This is a genomic window from Pseudomonas sp. PvP100, assembly GCF_017833055.1.
GTDB lineage: Bacteria > Pseudomonadota > Gammaproteobacteria > Pseudomonadales > Pseudomonadaceae > Aquipseudomonas > Aquipseudomonas syringae.
In genome coordinates this window covers 5,673,072-5,688,246 of record NZ_JAFIBO010000001.1, presented here as the reverse complement: position 1 = coordinate 5,688,246, position 15,175 = coordinate 5,673,072, and the positions used below count along the sequence as shown (strand labels likewise).

Annotated in this window: 19 protein-coding genes; 14 read left to right on the top strand and 5 right to left on the bottom strand. The window is 58.0% G+C overall.

The genetic code is table 11. The features are described from left to right. The first annotated feature begins 97 nt into the window (after window positions 1–97). The 6 genes from JOE39_RS24695 (at window position 98) to JOE39_RS24670 (ending at window position 3,241) form a co-directional block, all read left to right on the top strand. Complete coding sequence (locus JOE39_RS24695; protein ID WP_003346204.1) at window positions 98–664, top strand: antibiotic biosynthesis monooxygenase; 567 nt, start codon at window positions 98–100, stop codon at window positions 662–664. 233 nt (window positions 665–897) lie between these two features. After that, window positions 898–1,608, top strand: a complete 711-nt coding sequence (gene folM / locus JOE39_RS24690; protein ID WP_004402761.1) for a dihydromonapterin reductase — start codon at window positions 898–900, stop codon at window positions 1,606–1,608. A 21-nt stretch (window positions 1,609–1,629) separates the two neighbouring features. Beyond that, window positions 1,630–2,193, top strand: a complete 564-nt coding sequence (gene folE, locus JOE39_RS24685) for a GTP cyclohydrolase I FolE (protein WP_003346200.1) — start codon at window positions 1,630–1,632, stop codon at window positions 2,191–2,193. After that, complete coding sequence (gene folX / locus JOE39_RS24680; RefSeq protein ID WP_003316983.1) at window positions 2,193–2,564, top strand: dihydroneopterin triphosphate 2'-epimerase; 372 nt, start codon at window positions 2,193–2,195, stop codon at window positions 2,562–2,564. Before folE ends, folX begins: the two co-directional genes overlap by 1 nt. A 43-nt stretch (window positions 2,565–2,607) precedes the next feature. Further along, window positions 2,608–2,907, top strand: coding sequence for a DUF1244 domain-containing protein (locus tag JOE39_RS24675; protein ID WP_003346198.1), 300 nt, complete (start codon window positions 2,608–2,610; stop codon window positions 2,905–2,907). Next, window positions 2,900–3,241, top strand: coding sequence for a HopJ type III effector protein (locus JOE39_RS24670; RefSeq protein ID WP_210078161.1), 342 nt, complete (start codon window positions 2,900–2,902; stop codon window positions 3,239–3,241). The genes JOE39_RS24675 and JOE39_RS24670 overlap by 8 nt, the downstream gene beginning before the upstream one ends. A 256-nt stretch (window positions 3,242–3,497) precedes the next feature. Here JOE39_RS24670 and trxB read toward each other — a convergent pair whose 3' ends face one another. Beyond that, window positions 3,498–4,460, bottom strand: coding sequence for a thioredoxin-disulfide reductase (gene trxB / locus JOE39_RS24665; protein WP_003316986.1), 963 nt, complete (start codon window positions 4,458–4,460; stop codon window positions 3,498–3,500). Between the two features lie 375 nt (window positions 4,461–4,835). On the opposite strand from trxB, the gene cysZ reads away from it, so the two are divergent. From cysZ to JOE39_RS24645, 4 genes are all read left to right on the top strand, one after another. Further along, complete coding sequence (gene cysZ / locus JOE39_RS24660) at window positions 4,836–5,597, top strand: sulfate transporter CysZ (protein WP_010424709.1); 762 nt, start codon at window positions 4,836–4,838, stop codon at window positions 5,595–5,597. 183 nt (window positions 5,598–5,780) lie between these two features. Then, the gene (locus tag JOE39_RS24655) at window positions 5,781–6,125 is read left to right on the top strand and encodes a hypothetical protein (RefSeq protein WP_122219709.1); all 345 of its coding nucleotides are present in this window, start codon (window positions 5,781–5,783) and stop codon (window positions 6,123–6,125) included. 341 nt (window positions 6,126–6,466) lie between these two features. After that, the gene (locus JOE39_RS24650) at window positions 6,467–6,763 is read left to right on the top strand and encodes a hypothetical protein (protein WP_016567285.1); all 297 of its coding nucleotides are present in this window, start codon (window positions 6,467–6,469) and stop codon (window positions 6,761–6,763) included. Further along, window positions 6,760–7,260: a hypothetical protein gene (locus JOE39_RS24645; protein ID WP_016567284.1), complete on the top strand. Its 501-nt coding sequence runs from the start codon at window positions 6,760–6,762 to the stop codon at window positions 7,258–7,260. Before JOE39_RS24650 ends, JOE39_RS24645 begins: the two co-directional genes overlap by 4 nt. Window positions 7,261–7,299: 39 nt before the next feature. Here JOE39_RS24645 and JOE39_RS24640 read toward each other — a convergent pair whose 3' ends face one another. Further along, window positions 7,300–7,722: a flagellar protein FlhE gene (locus JOE39_RS24640; protein WP_227443038.1), complete on the bottom strand. Its 423-nt coding sequence runs from the start codon at window positions 7,720–7,722 to the stop codon at window positions 7,300–7,302. Between the two features lie 343 nt (window positions 7,723–8,065). On the opposite strand from JOE39_RS24640, the gene JOE39_RS24635 reads away from it, so the two are divergent. Next, window positions 8,066–9,286 (top strand): glycosyltransferase family 1 protein, encoded by a 1,221-nt coding sequence (locus JOE39_RS24635; protein ID WP_004419078.1) that lies wholly within the window; start codon window positions 8,066–8,068, stop codon window positions 9,284–9,286. Here JOE39_RS24635 and JOE39_RS24630 read toward each other — a convergent pair. From JOE39_RS24630 to JOE39_RS24620, 3 genes are all read right to left on the bottom strand, one after another. Further along, window positions 9,255–10,358, bottom strand: coding sequence for an NADH:flavin oxidoreductase (locus JOE39_RS24630; RefSeq protein WP_016567282.1), 1,104 nt, complete (start codon window positions 10,356–10,358; stop codon window positions 9,255–9,257). The two genes, JOE39_RS24635 and JOE39_RS24630, sit on opposite strands and share 32 nt — an antisense overlap. A 157-nt stretch (window positions 10,359–10,515) precedes the next feature. Then, on the bottom strand, window positions 10,516–11,004 hold the full coding sequence (locus JOE39_RS24625; protein WP_003316994.1) for a glutathione peroxidase: 489 nt from the start codon (window positions 11,002–11,004) through the stop codon (window positions 10,516–10,518). A gap of 131 nt (window positions 11,005–11,135) precedes the next feature. Continuing rightward, window positions 11,136–11,621 carry a peptidylprolyl isomerase gene (locus JOE39_RS24620; RefSeq protein WP_003346185.1) on the bottom strand — a complete coding sequence of 162 codons (486 nt, stop codon included), beginning with the start codon at window positions 11,619–11,621 and terminating at the stop codon, window positions 11,136–11,138. A 14-nt stretch (window positions 11,622–11,635) separates the two neighbouring features. Between JOE39_RS24620 and JOE39_RS24615 the strand changes: the two genes are divergently transcribed. The 3 genes from JOE39_RS24615 to JOE39_RS24605 all read left to right on the top strand — a co-directional run bounded on the left by JOE39_RS24615 (window position 11,636) and on the right by JOE39_RS24605 (window position 15,079). Next, on the top strand, window positions 11,636–11,941 hold the full coding sequence (locus JOE39_RS24615; protein WP_210078163.1) for a DUF3565 domain-containing protein: 306 nt from the start codon (window positions 11,636–11,638) through the stop codon (window positions 11,939–11,941). A 78-nt stretch (window positions 11,942–12,019) separates the two neighbouring features. After that, window positions 12,020–14,110 carry a phosphate acetyltransferase gene (gene pta, locus JOE39_RS24610; protein ID WP_024683339.1) on the top strand — a complete coding sequence of 697 codons (2,091 nt, stop codon included), beginning with the start codon at window positions 12,020–12,022 and terminating at the stop codon, window positions 14,108–14,110. Between the two features lie 63 nt (window positions 14,111–14,173). Beyond that, window positions 14,174–15,079: an acyltransferase gene (locus JOE39_RS24605; RefSeq protein WP_046719906.1), complete on the top strand. Its 906-nt coding sequence runs from the start codon at window positions 14,174–14,176 to the stop codon at window positions 15,077–15,079. The last annotated feature ends 96 nt before the right edge of the window (window positions 15,080–15,175 follow it).

Here is a 15,175-nt window from a genome sequence, read left to right as displayed (position 1 = left end):
GCTTGCTGTTCACGTGAAGCTGTCGCGATCCACCATCCCGGATCGCGGCACGTGACCTCCCTACCCGGGAATTTCACGCCTCTACCGGAGATATACAATGTCTACCTCACCCGTCACCTTGATGGTTGCCCGCCGCGTGGCGCAGGGTCGCTACCATGAAATGATGGCCTGGCTGCACGAAGGCGAACAGTTGGCCACGGACTTTCCGGGGTATCTGGGTTCAGGGGTACTGGCTCCCCCGCCCGGCGATGACGAATTTCAGATCATTTTCCGCTTTACCGATGAGCACACCATGCACGCCTGGGAGCATTCCGCCTCTCGACGCTCCTGGCTGGTGCGCGGCAGCGGTCTTTTCGCACAACCCTCGGAGCATCGGGTCAGCGGCATCGACGGCTGGTTCGGCGCAATCGACCAGCGTCCGCCACGCTGGAAACAGGCTGTCGCAATCTGGCTGGCGTTTTTCCCCGTGTCGCTGATCTTCAATTTTCTACTCGGCCCCCTGCTCAACCATCTGGACCTGTTGCCGCGCATCATGATCAGCACAGCGGTGCTCACCCCACTAATGGTCTACCTGTTCATCCCGCTGTCCACGCGCCTGCTGGCACCCTGGCTGCAGAGCACGCCTGCACCGGCACGCCCGACACAATCACCTTCACCTCGCTAAACGCATAAAGACCTGTACACCTTTACACCTCGGTACAGGTCTTGGTCGCTTCCCAGCCCCGCCCGTTTCCTCAACCTCCCTGTGCTCAGCGCCTGCGAGCACTGCGTCGGCGAGTTTCATGACGTCTAGGGTTGTACAAAAAAATTCTCTGGTATAACTTTGCCTGTAAACCGGAAGAAACAATCGACCGTACAATCCCCGTCCACTACGGATAACCGATACGCGAGCTGTCGATGGCAATGTCTTCTGCACCGATCCTGATCACCGGCGCCAGCCAGCGCGTGGGCCTGCATTGCGCCTTGCGTCTGCTGGAACACGGGCAGCGGGTGATCATCAGTTATCGCACCGAGCACGAAAGTGTGACGGAACTGCGCCAGGCGGGAGCAGTGGCCATCCACGGGGATTTTTCCTGTGAGGCCGGGATCATGGCGTTTGTCGAGCTGTTGAAAACCCAGACCTCGAGCCTGCGGGCCATCGTCCACAACGCTTCCGAGTGGCTGGCAGAAACACCGGGCGATGAAGCCGAAAACTTCACCCGCATGTTCAGCGTGCACATGCTCGCGCCCTACCTGATCAATCTGCATTGCGAGTCGTTGCTGACCGCCAGTGAGATCGCTGACATCGTGCATATCAGCGATGACGTGACTCGCAAGGGCAGCAGCAAGCACATCGCCTACTGCGCAACCAAGGCCGGCCTGGAAAGCCTGACGCTGTCCTTCGCTGCCAGATTCGCCCCGCTTGTCAAAGTCAACGGCATAGCACCGGCGCTGTTGATGTTTCAACCCAAGGACGATGCGGCCTACCGCGCCAACGCCCTGGCCAAGTCGGCCCTGGGCATAGAGCCTGGTGCAGAGGTGATTTACCAGAGCCTGCGCTATCTTCTGGACAGCACCTATGTCACCGGCACAACACTGACCGTAAACGGCGGACGGCACGTCAAGTAAGCCGCCCCGAGGATCATTCTGATGAGTTCGTCCCTGCCACAGCACTATCGAGACATTCTGCTCGGCCTTGGTGAAGATCCAGACCGCGAAGGTCTGCTGGACACCCCGAAACGCGCTTCCAAAGCCATGCAGTACCTGTGTCACGGCTACACCCAGAGTGTCGAAGAAATCGTCAATGGCGCTTTGTTCGCCTCCGACAACGATGAAATGGTCATCGTCCAGAACATCGAGCTGTACTCGCTTTGCGAGCATCACCTGCTGCCGTTCATAGGCAAGGCGCATGTGGCGTACATTCCGACCGGCAAGGTGCTGGGCCTGTCGAAGATCGCACGCATCGTCGACATGTTTGCCCGACGTCTGCAGATTCAGGAAAATCTGACCAAGCAGATTGCCGATGCGATTCAGAAAGTCACCGGAGCCGCCGGTGTGGCCGTGGTCATTGAGGCGCAGCACATGTGCATGATGATGCGCGGCGTCGAAAAGCAGAACTCGACCATGAACACGTCAGTGATGCTGGGCGCCTTCCGTGACTCGAGCACCACGCGCATGGAGTTTCTGCAATTGATCGGACGGAGCAGACAATAATGGCAAGACTCGAACCTGGCACCGCGCGCATCCGGGTCAAGGACCTGCGTTTGCGCACGTTCATCGGCATCAACGAGGACGAAATCCTCAACAAACAGGACGTGCTGATCAACCTGACGATTCTCTATGCCGCTCAGGAAGCCGTTCGGGATAACGACATCGAGCATGCCCTCAACTATCGCACCATCACCAAGGCCATCATCCAGCATGTCGAGGGCAATCGCTTTGCCCTGCTGGAACGACTGACCCAGGAAGTGCTGGATCTGGTGATGAGTCACGAGGCGGTGACCTACGCTGAAGTGGAAGTCGACAAGCCGCATGCCCTGCGCTTTGCCGAATCGGTGTCGATCACGCTCGCCGGTCAACGCTGAAACTCTTATCATGACGTCAACCGTCTACTGAAAAGAGCCCGTCATGACCGAGCAAGAACGTCTCGAACTCGAAGCTGCAGCCTTCCGCCGACTGGTCGCGCATCTGGACAGCCGCAAGGATGTCCAGAACATCGACCTGATGAACCTGTCCGGCTTCTGCCGTAACTGCCTGTCCAAGTGGTACAAGGCCGCCGCTGACGAAAAGCAGATCGACCTCAGCCTCGATGATGCGCGTGAAGTGGTTTATGGCATGCCGTACAGCGAGTGGAAAGCCCGCTACCAGAAAGAAGCGAACGCTGAACAACAGGCGGCGTTCGTCAAGGAAACCAAACAACATGACTGATCTGAACTCCCTGCGCGCCAGCCTGCGCAGCGGCAAGCATGCGTTTGCCGACACCTTGGCCTTCATCGCCGAAGGCTACGACTACCAGCCTCAGGCATTCAGAAACGGCGACGTCGACAATGCTGCCGGGCAAAACGAAGGGTCGTGCAAGACCCTGGGCCTGGCATTACTGGAAGGCCTGACTGACGAAGAGGCACTGCTGGCGTTCGGCGAGCATTACCGCTCGGTACAAGCCACGCCTGAAGGCAGCGACCACGGCAATATCCGTGCGCTGATCGCGAAGGGTATGGCAGGTGTCAAGTTTGAAGGCGAGCCGCTCAAGCGCAAGGCTTGATCGGCTGGGTTGAAATCACATCGTTCTAGTGCCCATACCTGGGCACTCCACGCTATACACACGTCCTGGTAAGCCCGGAAAACGGGGTTAAACACAGCATGAGGCAGAGTACAGCCCACTGTGGGAGTGAGCTTGCTCACGAAGGCATCGGTTCAAACACCCTGTTTTTGGGGGATGTACTGACCTCTTCGCGAGCAATGCGGATCGCTCCCATAAGATTTGTGTATAGCGCTGAGCGCTTGGGCACGAGAGCAAATCAGAACGATACGTCAGCCAGGCCGTCCAGGTAGCGCTCGACGTCCAGTGCCGCCATGCAGCCTGCACCAGCCGAAGTAATGGCCTGGCGATACACGTGGTCAGCCACGTCACCGGCAGCGAATACGCCTTCGACGCTGGTCGCCGTAGCGTTGCCTTCGCGGCCACCCTGCACAACCATATAACCGTCTTTCAAGGCCAGCTGGCCGTCGAACAACGAAGTGTTCGGCGTGTGACCGATCGCGATGAACACACCGTCGACTTTCAGCTCGCTGCTGCTGCCGTCGTTGTTCTTCAGACGCGCACCGGTCACGCCCATGTTGTCACCCAGGACTTCGTCCAGCGTGGCATTGAGCTTGAGCTCGATCTTGCCTTCGGCGACACGTGCGTGCAGCTTGTCGATCAGGATCTTCTCGGCGCGGAAGGTTTCACGACGGTGAACCAGGGTCACCTTGCTGGCGATGTTGGCCAGATACAGCGCCTCTTCAACCGCCGTGTTACCACCACCGACCACCGCGACTTCACGGTTGCGATAAAAGAAACCGTCGCATGTGGCGCAGGCAGAAACACCCTTGCCCATGAACGCTTCTTCCGAAGGCAGACCCAGGTAGCGGGCGCTGGCGCCGGTGGCAATGATCAGAGCGTCGCAGGTGTAGGTTGCGCTATCGCCCTGCAGACTGAACGGCTTGCCGGCCAGATCAACGGAATTGATGTGGTCAAAGACAATTTCAGTCTCAAAACGCTCGGCATGCTCACGCATGCGTTCCATCAGCGCAGGACCGGTCAGGCCGTGCGGGTCGCCTGGCCAGTTATCAACTTCTGTAGTCGTGGTCAATTGGCCGCCAGCCTGCATGCCGGTGATCAGCAGGGGCTTGAGGTTGGCGCGAGCGGCGTAAACCGCAGCGCTGTAACCGGCAGGGCCGGAACCGAGAATGATCACTCGGGAATGACGTACGTCTGACATGACACACTCCTATCGACCGACCGTTTACGCCGCGGTCGGGACGGCTGGATAAAAAGGACCACCGAAACGCTTGGGGAAGCGTCATTTGGTTCGGCAGGTCCTGAAAATTCTGACCTTAAGGACAGGTCTTAGATTGCCGAACAGCCTATCGGGGCCGCAGAGGTTAAGGAAATATCGTTTCACAATCCACCCTATAGGTCACTTCTATAGCGCAGGCGCCTGGCAGCGGCGCATGAGTGGCGAGCCAATCGGATAGTCTTCCTTCGCCAAGGATACGCCACAAGTCTGGCATGCTCAAAAACCGTCAGCGCTCCGCTCTTTCATGGCCATCACAAAGCCGGTAAGGTCACGCCTTTCAAGCACTCGGAGACTCCCATGCCCGCTCCCGCCCTTACTGGCCCGCAATACCTGAGAGAGGGCCTGAAACTGGTCCTCAGCCCTGGTTTGCGCTTGTTCGTTCTACTTCCATTGAGCATCAATGTGGTGTTGTTTTGCGGCCTGATCTATCTGGCGGTGCACCAGTTCGAGCTGTGGGTCGACACCTTCATGCCGACCCTGCCTCACTGGCTGAGTTTTCTCAGTTACATCCTCTGGCCACTGTTCGTGGCGCTGGTGCTGCTGATGGTGTTTTTCACCTTCACCATGGTCGCCAACATCATCGCCGCACCGTTCAACGGGTTTCTGTCCGAAAAGGTCGAAGCCGTGATTCGCGGTGTAGACGAATCGCCCGATTTCAGCTGGGCCGAACTGGTCGCCATGGTGCCCCGCACCCTGGCCCGCGAAGCACGCAAGCTGGGCTATATGTTGCCGCGCATGCTCGGCCTGTTCATCCTGTCGTTCATCCCGGTCGCCAACATCATCGCCGCCCCGCTATGGCTATTGTTCGGGGTGTGGATGATGGCGATCCAGTACATCGACTACCCCGCCGATAACCACAAACTGGGCTGGAACGAAATGCTCGGCTGGCTGAAGAGCAAACGCTGGCAGAGCCTGAGCTTTGGCGGCATCGTCTACGTTGCCTTGCTGATCCCGGTGGTCAATCTGCTGATGATGCCTGCTGCAGTGGCCGCTGCAACGCTGTTCTGGGTGCGTGAACGTGGCGCGGATGCGTTGCCGGTGACCCACGCACGCGGCTGAATGCCAACTTGCCGGACCGCGCAAAGCGGTTCGGCACACCCGAAGAAAAAATCACACGCATATAAATATGTACCGCAACTCACTCTGCCGGCTGAGGCTAAATAGGGCCTCAATCAATCCGTTCATGTGAAGCCAGCTTCCATGAAACCCGGCGACACATGAACTTAACAAGGAAGTTAAATCATGAATACTCAAGTAAACCCTGCTGCACTGGCCGCTGACAACGCAACCGTTCAGGAAAAGATCCGCGCCTTTCTGGTCAGCGAGCTGGCCGAATGGTCGATCAACCCGGACGAAGTTTACATCAACGGTGTGAACGACCCCGAAGAGCGCATCGTCATCGGCTCCACTTCGCTGACTGCCGAAGCCACTAACCGTGTTTTCGAAAAAGACATCCCTGCCTATTCCACCCGCACCGCCGGCTTGTTCACCGTGGCGTATTCGTACGCCGATGAACATCGTCTGGCGGCACCGGATCTGGCCAAAGTGGGCGAAGTGATCGGCCAACTGGTTCGTGATCTGGGCTGAGTGCCCTGCTTGACCGGCTGAGTGACGACGACGCCTGAGAGCGTGCAGAACAGATAACGAGTTATCTGTTCGGCACTTCAGCATTAAAATGGAAATTTCTTACAGCGATATATCAGCATTCTTACAAGCAGCTTATAGAACTCCATTCCGTGTAACGGCAACGACTTGCCACAACCAGACACTGCTTGCCGAGATATGAAAAAACATTACACGTAGGAACATTGTGTAGGACAAATCTTCCCGACCTCTAATACAAGACTGCAACGGCGTAGGAACAACCAATACATTAAATATGGCATTATCTTTGCTCTCCTGATTAAAAAAAAACAGGAGTAATCGCTATGGAAATAAAAACAGAATCTGCCGCAGAACAACTCTCCTCCTACCGACCGGCATCCCTCGAAAGACTACCGGAAAACCGTTCAGGTCAGTTTGCAAGCCTGTTGAACGCTGCCATCACACAGACGGAGAAAAAACCTCCAGTCGCATTACCCGCAACACTCGGCAGCTCGGCAATGTCCCGCTCAAATCGCTTCATGGATAGCATGACTATCGAACAACGCAGATCCATTGTGGAGGATAAAGACTTCGTGCCTATGCCAGCGGCAATGGAACGTGCGCGAGGGACTTTCAAATGACCCATACCGACAATATTTCGCCATTCCTGAACGTCACACCGTTAGGTGTACGGTACAAAACAACACCACGCCCCCCGGCATCAACACCTGAAAGCTTCGCTAACGTACTTCAAGAAGCCGTCCGCGAAAAAGAAACACCTCATTGCGCAAGGACAATCCTGCGAGGAGGAGAACTCAGGCACAAGCTGATGGAACAGGCTCAAAGCAGCCCGGTCGAAGCGAGCTTCCTGGCCAGACACTATGCGTACAATTCATTGACTGGCGAGGGAGTCGATCTATCTGATTACCCCGTGATTCGTTACTGCGCCACGGGCAAGATAGTCACACCCGAGTCGAGCGCTTACTTTCAGAAAATCGGGGGGTGTATGCAAAAAGAGCGAACAGCCCTTTATGAAGAAGAATATTTGAAAGGTACGCCTGCGGCCAGGATACTTGAAAAGATACTAAACTTTAACGACGCTCTTCCTCTCGCATTTCGTGACATGGCAAATTGGTAGCCTGAGCGTCCTCCCTGTCGGGGGGAGGCGCTTGTGAGATTACCAATCGACAGTTATTCGCCCTTGCTGTCCAGCGACTGGCACCCTTCCCGCATCTCCAACCTTCATCGTGTAATAGAACTTGCGACTTGCCGACTGATTACCGAAAAACGTTGTGGACCCCGTTCGCTGACGTGATACGTTCAGGCATACGCTGACACCTTGGCACAAGTAGACCTCAAGCCCCTGAGGCCAGCCCACCACGTTCCAGTTCCAACTGACACTTTTGATCGTCGCTGTCACAGGCGCATGCCTGCTTACTGGCAGCTCAGCGGTGTGAACATAGCCTTTTGAATGAATAACCGGCAGAGCAACCGACGATTGATAGTTCCCAGCCAGTGCAAGGTTCGAAAAGGCTAACAGTGCCAAAGCAATTCCTGAAGCCGAACGAGCCCATTTCAATTTATTGTCGTTAAATTTCATTTTACTTCCCTAGTATATTGATAAGCAGGAACAACTAAAAATCCAGCCATTCCAAACCAACGTTAACGAACCACACAGTTCGATAACCCGACATTACTAGGCAAACAGATAATATCAACACGTATCAGAACGGACTACGCGCTTTTAGGAAACGATGTGAACACCTGTAGGAAGCCAATTAACTTTATCGTAATTTTTATTAAAATCATTGTACAGCCTATGCGTTTACCTATTAACTATTCCGCGCAGTCTCACGCCAACTTGCTCACCTTACCGACGCCCCATCACCAATCCATCACATAACCGCCACATAACCGAAATGTAATCAGTCGACACTGCTCTCATGAGCCAAATTCTTAACGTCACCCTGATCACTGAAACCTTTACTCCCGAGATCAACGGCGTCGCCAATACCCTGGGGCGGCTGTGTGAAGGGTTGCGGTTGCGCGGGCATCGGGTCGAGCTGGTCCGGCCACGTCAGAACGACGAGATCGGCGCGGGCACTGCAGAGGACCTGCTGCTCTGCCGGGGCTGGCCGATACCGGGTTACCCGGGGTTGCAGTGGGGTCAGTCTTCGATGCACAAGCTGCTGCGGCGCTGGCAACGGCGTCGGCCGGATGTGCTGTACATCGCCACGGAAGGTCCGCTGGGGCTCTCGGCACTGCGCGCAGCGCGGCGGCTGGGGATTGCGGTGATCAGTGGCTTCCATACCAACTTCCCGCAGTACACGCAGCAGTACGGCATGGGTTTCATCACCCGCTTGCTGACGCACTACCTGCGCTGGTTCCACAATCGGTCACGCATGACGCTGGTACCCAGCATCAGTCAGAAGGTCGAGCTGGAGCGACGTGGCTTTGAGAGGATCGAGCTGTTGTCGCGTGGCGTCGACAGTCAATTGTTCAGCCCGTCCAGACGCTCGCAGCTTCTGCGCGAGAGCTGGGGTCTGCAAGCCGATGATGTTGCGGTCCTGCATGTTGGCCGGCTTGCCCCAGAAAAAAACCTGAGCCTGCTCAAAGCCTGCTTCGAGGCGCTCAAAGACAGTTACCCGCAACGTAATCTGAAACTGGTGGTGGTTGGCGACGGGCCTCAACGCCCGCAGCTGGAACAGCAAATCCCGGATGCGATTTTCTGCGGCACCCAGCGCGGCGAGGTGCTGGCGACGCACTATGCCTCGGCCGATATGTTTCTGTTCCCCAGCCTCACCGAAACCTTCGGCAACGTAGTTCTCGAAGCACTCGCCTCAGGCCTGGGCGTGGTCGCCTACGATGAAGCCGCAGCCGGGCAGCATATCCGCCACGGCCACAACGGTGCGTTGGCCATGCCGGGGGACGAGGCGGCGTTCATCGACTCGGCGCGCTGGTTGCTGGAGGACAGTGAGACACTGCGCCGAGTGCGCCTCAATGCCCGGCAACATGCCAGTCGCCAGGGCTGGACAGCAGTCATCGATCAGTTCGAGCGTCAATTGCGCGAGGCCTGCCCGAGCCAGAACGCGGCAAGCGTCAAAGAGATCAGGCCGGTAGCCAGCAAGAAGATCAGGCCAGTGTCGCCAGTGCGTCTCGACTGAAAGGCAGGATGTCCTGCTCGCGGCCTTCGCGCACTTTCAGTGCCCAATCCGGATCGACAAGCAGCGCACGCCCCACCGCCACCAGATCGAACTCGTCGTTGCCCAGCCGCTTCAGCAGATTTTCCAGGCTGGCCGGTTGAGCGACCTTATCGGTGTCGACCATAAATTGCAGGAACTCACCGTCCAGTCCGACGCTGCCGACTGTGATGGTCGGTTTGCCAGTCAGCTTGCGCGTCCAGCCCGCCAGGTTCAGGTCAGAGCCTTCGAACTCAGGCTCCCAGAAACGCCGGGTAGAGCAATGAAAGATATCCACACCAGCATCAGCCAGAGGCTGCAGAAACTCGCCCAGCGCCTCGGGCGTTTGCACCAGGCGCGCGGTGTAATCCTGCTGTTTCCATTGTGAGAAACGGAAAATGATCGGGTAATCCGGGCCCACAGCGGCGCGCACGGCCTTGATCAGTTCGAGCGCAAAACGTGAGCGGTTGGCGAGGCTGCCGCCGTACTCGTCGCTGCGTTGATTGCTGCCCTCCCAGAAGAACTGATCGATCAGGTAACCGTGAGCGCCATGAATTTCGACACCGTCCATGCCCATCGCCTTGGCATCGACGGCAGCCTGGGCAAAGGCAGCCACTATCTCGTCGATGTCCTGCTTGCTCATGCCATGCACCAGCACCTGAGCGTCCTTGACCTTTTCCATCGGCCCATAGGCAGGCACGCTGCCGTCCGGCTCGGTGCCAGGACGGCGAACAGCGCCGACGTGCCAGAGTTGCGGGACGATCCTGCCGCCCTCCGCATGCACTGCCTCGACCACCTTGCGCCAGCCGGCCAGTGGCGCTTCACCGAAAAACTGCGGGACGTTCGGATAACCGTTGGAGGCCTTGTGATTGACCGTCGTACCTTCGGTGATAATCAGCCCGACACCTGCAGCAGCGCGCCGCCGGTAGTATTCGACGACCTTCGAGTTGGGCACGTGCCCTGGCGAGAACGAGCGGGTCATGGGAGCCATGACCACACGCGATGACAGCTCCAGGCTGCCCAGACGGAAAGGCGTGAACAAGGCTTCTGCCGACATGCGCAACTCCTGTGAAATGGTCGATTGCCATCAGGCGCGCAGAATATCGCCGGGCGTCAGCGGTGGCCCAGTACTATTGATCTGGCTGATCTGAGTTCAGAAGCGACGAGCGCGCAAGAAAGCCGGGCGAACGCAAAATGCTACCCCGGCCACATGATCAGCTTTGCGCCAGGGCCTTTTCAATGGCCTGGATCACGGCAGGATCATCCGGAGTGGTACGCGGAGAAAAACGTGCGCTTACACCACCGTTCTTGCCGACCAGAAACTTTTCGAAGTTCCAGGTGATATCCCCGGGAAACTCGGCACCCTCGCCCGCGAGCAAACGGTAAAGCGAGTGACGGTTAGGGCCGTTGACGTCGAGTTTTTCACCCAGCGTAAACGTCACGCCGTAGTTGAGTTGGCAAAACTCGGCGATCTCTTGCTCGGTACCCGGTTCCTGCCCGGCAAACTGGTTGCACGGCAGCCCCAGTATCTCAAGGCCCTTGTCCTTGTACTGCTGATAGAGGTTTTCAAGTGCTGCGTACTGCGGTGTGAGCCCGCATTTGGACGCGACGTTGACCACCAGAACCACTTTGTTCCTGAAATTCGCCAGCGGCAGTTCCTGGCCACCCAGCGCTTTCAATTTGATGTCGTGAAAAGCACTCATGAGAACCCCTTTTGAAACAAGTCGCCCCAGGCTATAACCCGAAAAAAGGCACCGTGACCGCACGCGTAACGAAAGTCGTCATCGCAGAACAGCCAGGGCGCCTTTTCAGTGCCTGAGCTTAGCAGCACAAATCAGTGTTGATGACCGCCTTCACCGTGAACATGGCCGTGAGCCATTTCTTCTTCACTGGCATCACGGATGGCCACAACCTTCACGTCGAAGTTCAGGCGCTGACCCGCGAGCGGATGGTTGCCGTCAACGGTAACATCGTCGCCTTCCAGATCACGGATGGTGACGATCTGCATGCCGCCATCCGGACCGGAAGCGTGAAACTGCATGCCGACTTCGAGCTTGTCGACGCCTTCGAACATGCTGCTGCTCAGGGTGCTGACCAGTTCGGCCGAGTACTCACCGTAGGCGTCTTCGGGCTCGACGGCAACGTTCAGCTGGTCGCCTACTTCCTTGCCTTCCAGTGCCTTTTCCAGGCCCGGGATGATGTTGCCTGCACCGTGCAGGTAAACCAGCGGCGCAGCACCGGTAGAACTGTCGATGACCTCACCAGCGTCGTTGGTCAGGGTATAGTCAATGGAGACAGCCTTATTGGCGGCGATCGGCATGGGGACAAGACCTTTTGCTTAAGATTGAAGAACGGGCAAGTTTAACCAAGCAATCGCCCGAAAGCGAACGCAACTCTGACGGACGGCCCGCTTTGAAAGGTTCAATCGTTATCGATTTGAGACAGGACGAGCACTGTCACTGGTTTGCGCTGCTATCGTGCGGCCATACCCAGCACCTGCGTCATGACCCTCCGTGGCAGTCACGCCCCTGGGTGCTGGACCCGCTGCAACGCAGTCAGATGAGAGGTCAGGCCTTTTGTTGCGGCTGGTGTGCGAATGCCGCAGATAACGATAGTCTTGCCGCAGAGAAATCGCGTTAGACGGTTTCCGGACTTTTTCGGTCGGCGGCGGTTCCCTATGTGCTGCGACCCCTTGCACTGCTCAATCGAGAAGCCAGTATGCAGACTTTTTTTATCGCCCCCACTGACTTTGGCGTGGGGTTGACCTCCATCAGCCTGGGACTGGTGCGCACGCTGGAGCGCGCCGGCTTGAAAGTAGGCTTTTTCAAACCGATCGCCCAGCCACACCCCGGCGATCTGGGCCCCGAGCGTTCGACCGAGCTGATGGCTCGCACCCACGGCCTCAAGCCGCCCAAGCCTTTGGGGCTGGCGCATGTCGAGCGCATGCTCGGTGATGGTCAACTGGATGAACTGCTCGAAGAGATCATCAATCTTTATCAGCAGGCAGCTGTCGGCAAGGACGTGCTGGTCGTCGAAGGCATGGTCCCGACCCGTAGCGCGAGCTATGCCGCGCGGGTCAATCTGCATTTGGCCAAGAGCCTGGATGCCGAAGTCATTCTGGTCTCTGCCCCGGAAAACGAAGTGCTCGCCGATCTGTCGGGCAGGGTCGAATTGCAGGCCCAGCTGTTTGGCGGCCCCAAGGACCCCAAGGTGCTGGGGGTGATACTCAACAAGGTGCGCACCGAAGAGAGCATGGAAGTCTTCGCCTCGCGCCTCAAAGAACACTCGCCGTTGCTGCGCAGTGGCGACTTTCGCCTGCTGGGCTGTATCCCGTATCGCGCCGAACTCAACGCGCCGCGTACCCGCGATGTGGCCGAGCTGCTCGGTGCGCAGGTGCTGAACGCAGGCGACTACGATCAGCGCCGCATGACCAGAATCATCATTTGTGCGCGGACGGTGCTCAACACGGTTCCACTGCTCAAGCCGGGTGTGCTGGTGGTGACGCCGGGCGACCGCGACGACATCATCCTGGCGGTGAGCCTCGCGGCAATAAACGGCGTACCGCTCGCCGGCCTCCTGCTGACCAGCGATACCGTGCCCGACCCACGCATCCTGGAGCTGTGCCGCGGCGCACTGCAGGCGGGGCTGCCGGTGCTGTCGGTCAGCAGCGGCTCGTATGACACGGCAAATCGCCTGAATCAGTTGAACAAGGAAATCCCCATCGATGACCGCGAGCGCGCGGAAAACATCACCGATTTCGTTGCCAGTCATCTGGACGCCAACTGGCTGCACCAGCGCTGCGGCACCCCCCGCGAGCTGCGCCTGTCGCCCGCGGTGTTTCGCTATCAGTTGATCCAGCGCGCGCAAGCGGCCAACAAGCGCATCGTGCTGCCTGAAGGTAACGAGCCGCTGACCATTCAGGCTGCCGCGATCTGCCAGGCACGCGGTATCGCGCGTTGCGTGTTGCTGGCCAGGCCCGAGGACGTGCACGCCGTTGCGCAGGCGCACGGCATCGAGCTGCCGCAGGGGCTGGAAATTCTTGACCCGGACCTGATTCGCGAACGCTACGTTGCGCCGATGGTGGAACTGCGCAAAAGCAAAAGCCTGAACGCGCCCATGGCCGAGCAACAGCTCGAAGACCCGGTGGTGATCGGTACGGTGATGCTGGCGCTGGACGAGGTCGACGGGCTGGTGTCCGGCGTCATTCATTCCACCGCCAACACCATCCGGCCGGCCCTGCAGCTGATCAAGACCGCGCCAGGCTGCACGCTGGTGTCTTCAGTATTCTTCATGCTCTTTCCCGAGCAGGTGCTGATGTACGGCGACTGCATCATGAACCCGCATCCGAGTGCCAGCGAGCTGTCCGAGATTGCCTTGCAGAGCGCCGACTCGGCCACTGCCTTCGGTATCTCGCCGCGTGTGGCGATGATCAGCTACTCCAGCGGCAATTCGGCCAGCGGCGAAGAAGTCGAGAAAGTCCGCGAAGCGACGCAGCTGGCACGCGAAACCCGCCGCGATCTATTGATCGACGGGCCGCTGCAGTATGATGCGGCCGCCAACGAACAGGTCGCCCGGCAGCTGGCTCCGGACAGCGCGGTCGCAGGACGCGCCAACGTGTTCGTGTTCCCGGACCTGAACACCGGCAATACCACATACAAAGCGGTGCAACGCAGTGCCGACTGTGTGAGCCTCGGCCCGATGCTACAAGGCCTGCGCAAACCGGTGAACGATCTGCCGCGCGGCGCGCAGGTCGACGACATTGTCTACACCATCGCGCTGACAGCCATACAGGCCGACACGCTGTCCTGATGCCTGACCCGAGTGCCGCAGAGCAATCTGCGGCTTCCGATAACTTGCGGAGCCGTCTTCTTCATGGATTTTCTGCCTGCCCCGTTACGCGGCGTCATTGCCTCGCTGTTGCTGGCGCTGAACACCATCGTCTGTTGCACAGTGCTGTTCGCGGTCACGATCCTCAAGATCTGTCTGCCCTTCTCTGCGGCACAGCGTTTCACCGACTGGTTGATGAGCCACATCCATGAAACCTGGATCGGCAACAACAATGCCTGGATCAAACTGCTGTGCCACACCCGCTGGCACCTGAGCGGTCTGGAAGGGCTGGATTACAATCACTCGTACCTGGTCACCAGCAATCACCAGAGCTGGGTCGACATCATGGTCTTGCAGTACGTGCTCAACCGACGTATTCGCCCACTGAAGTTTTTCCTCAAGCAGGAGTTGATCTGGGTTCCGGTGATCGGTCTCGCTTGGTGGGCGCTGGGCTTCCCGTTCATGAAGCGCTACTCCAAGGCATACCTTGCCAAACACCCGGAAAAGAAAGGCAAGGACCTGGAAACCACGCGCCGCACCTGCGCGAAGTTTCGCCATAACCCGGTGGGGATTTTCAACTTCGCCGAAGGCACGCGCTTCACCGCCGGCAAACACGCGCAACAGAACTCGCCGTTCCGCCACCTGCTCAAACCCAAGGCTGGCGGCATTGCCTTCGTGCTCGATGCGATGGGCGAACAGCTGGAATCGATCATCAACGTGACCATCCACTACCCTGGCGGACAACCCGGCTACTGGGACCTGCTGTGCGGGAATGTGAAGGAAGTGGTTGCGTACTTCGAAGAGATCAAAATCCCGCAGCAGTTTCTCGGCAAGAATTACGACCAGGACGGCGAATACCGTCTGGAATTCCAGCAGTGGATCAATACGCTATGGGAAGAGAAAGACCGGCTGCTGGACAGCCTGCATGAGCAGTATCCCGCGCGGCATTGATATTGACTCGTGGGAGCGAGCTTGCTCGCGAAGAGACCATCGCCTTCGCGAGCAAGCTCGCTCCCACTTTGCCCGCATTCAACCCGTATGCGAGCG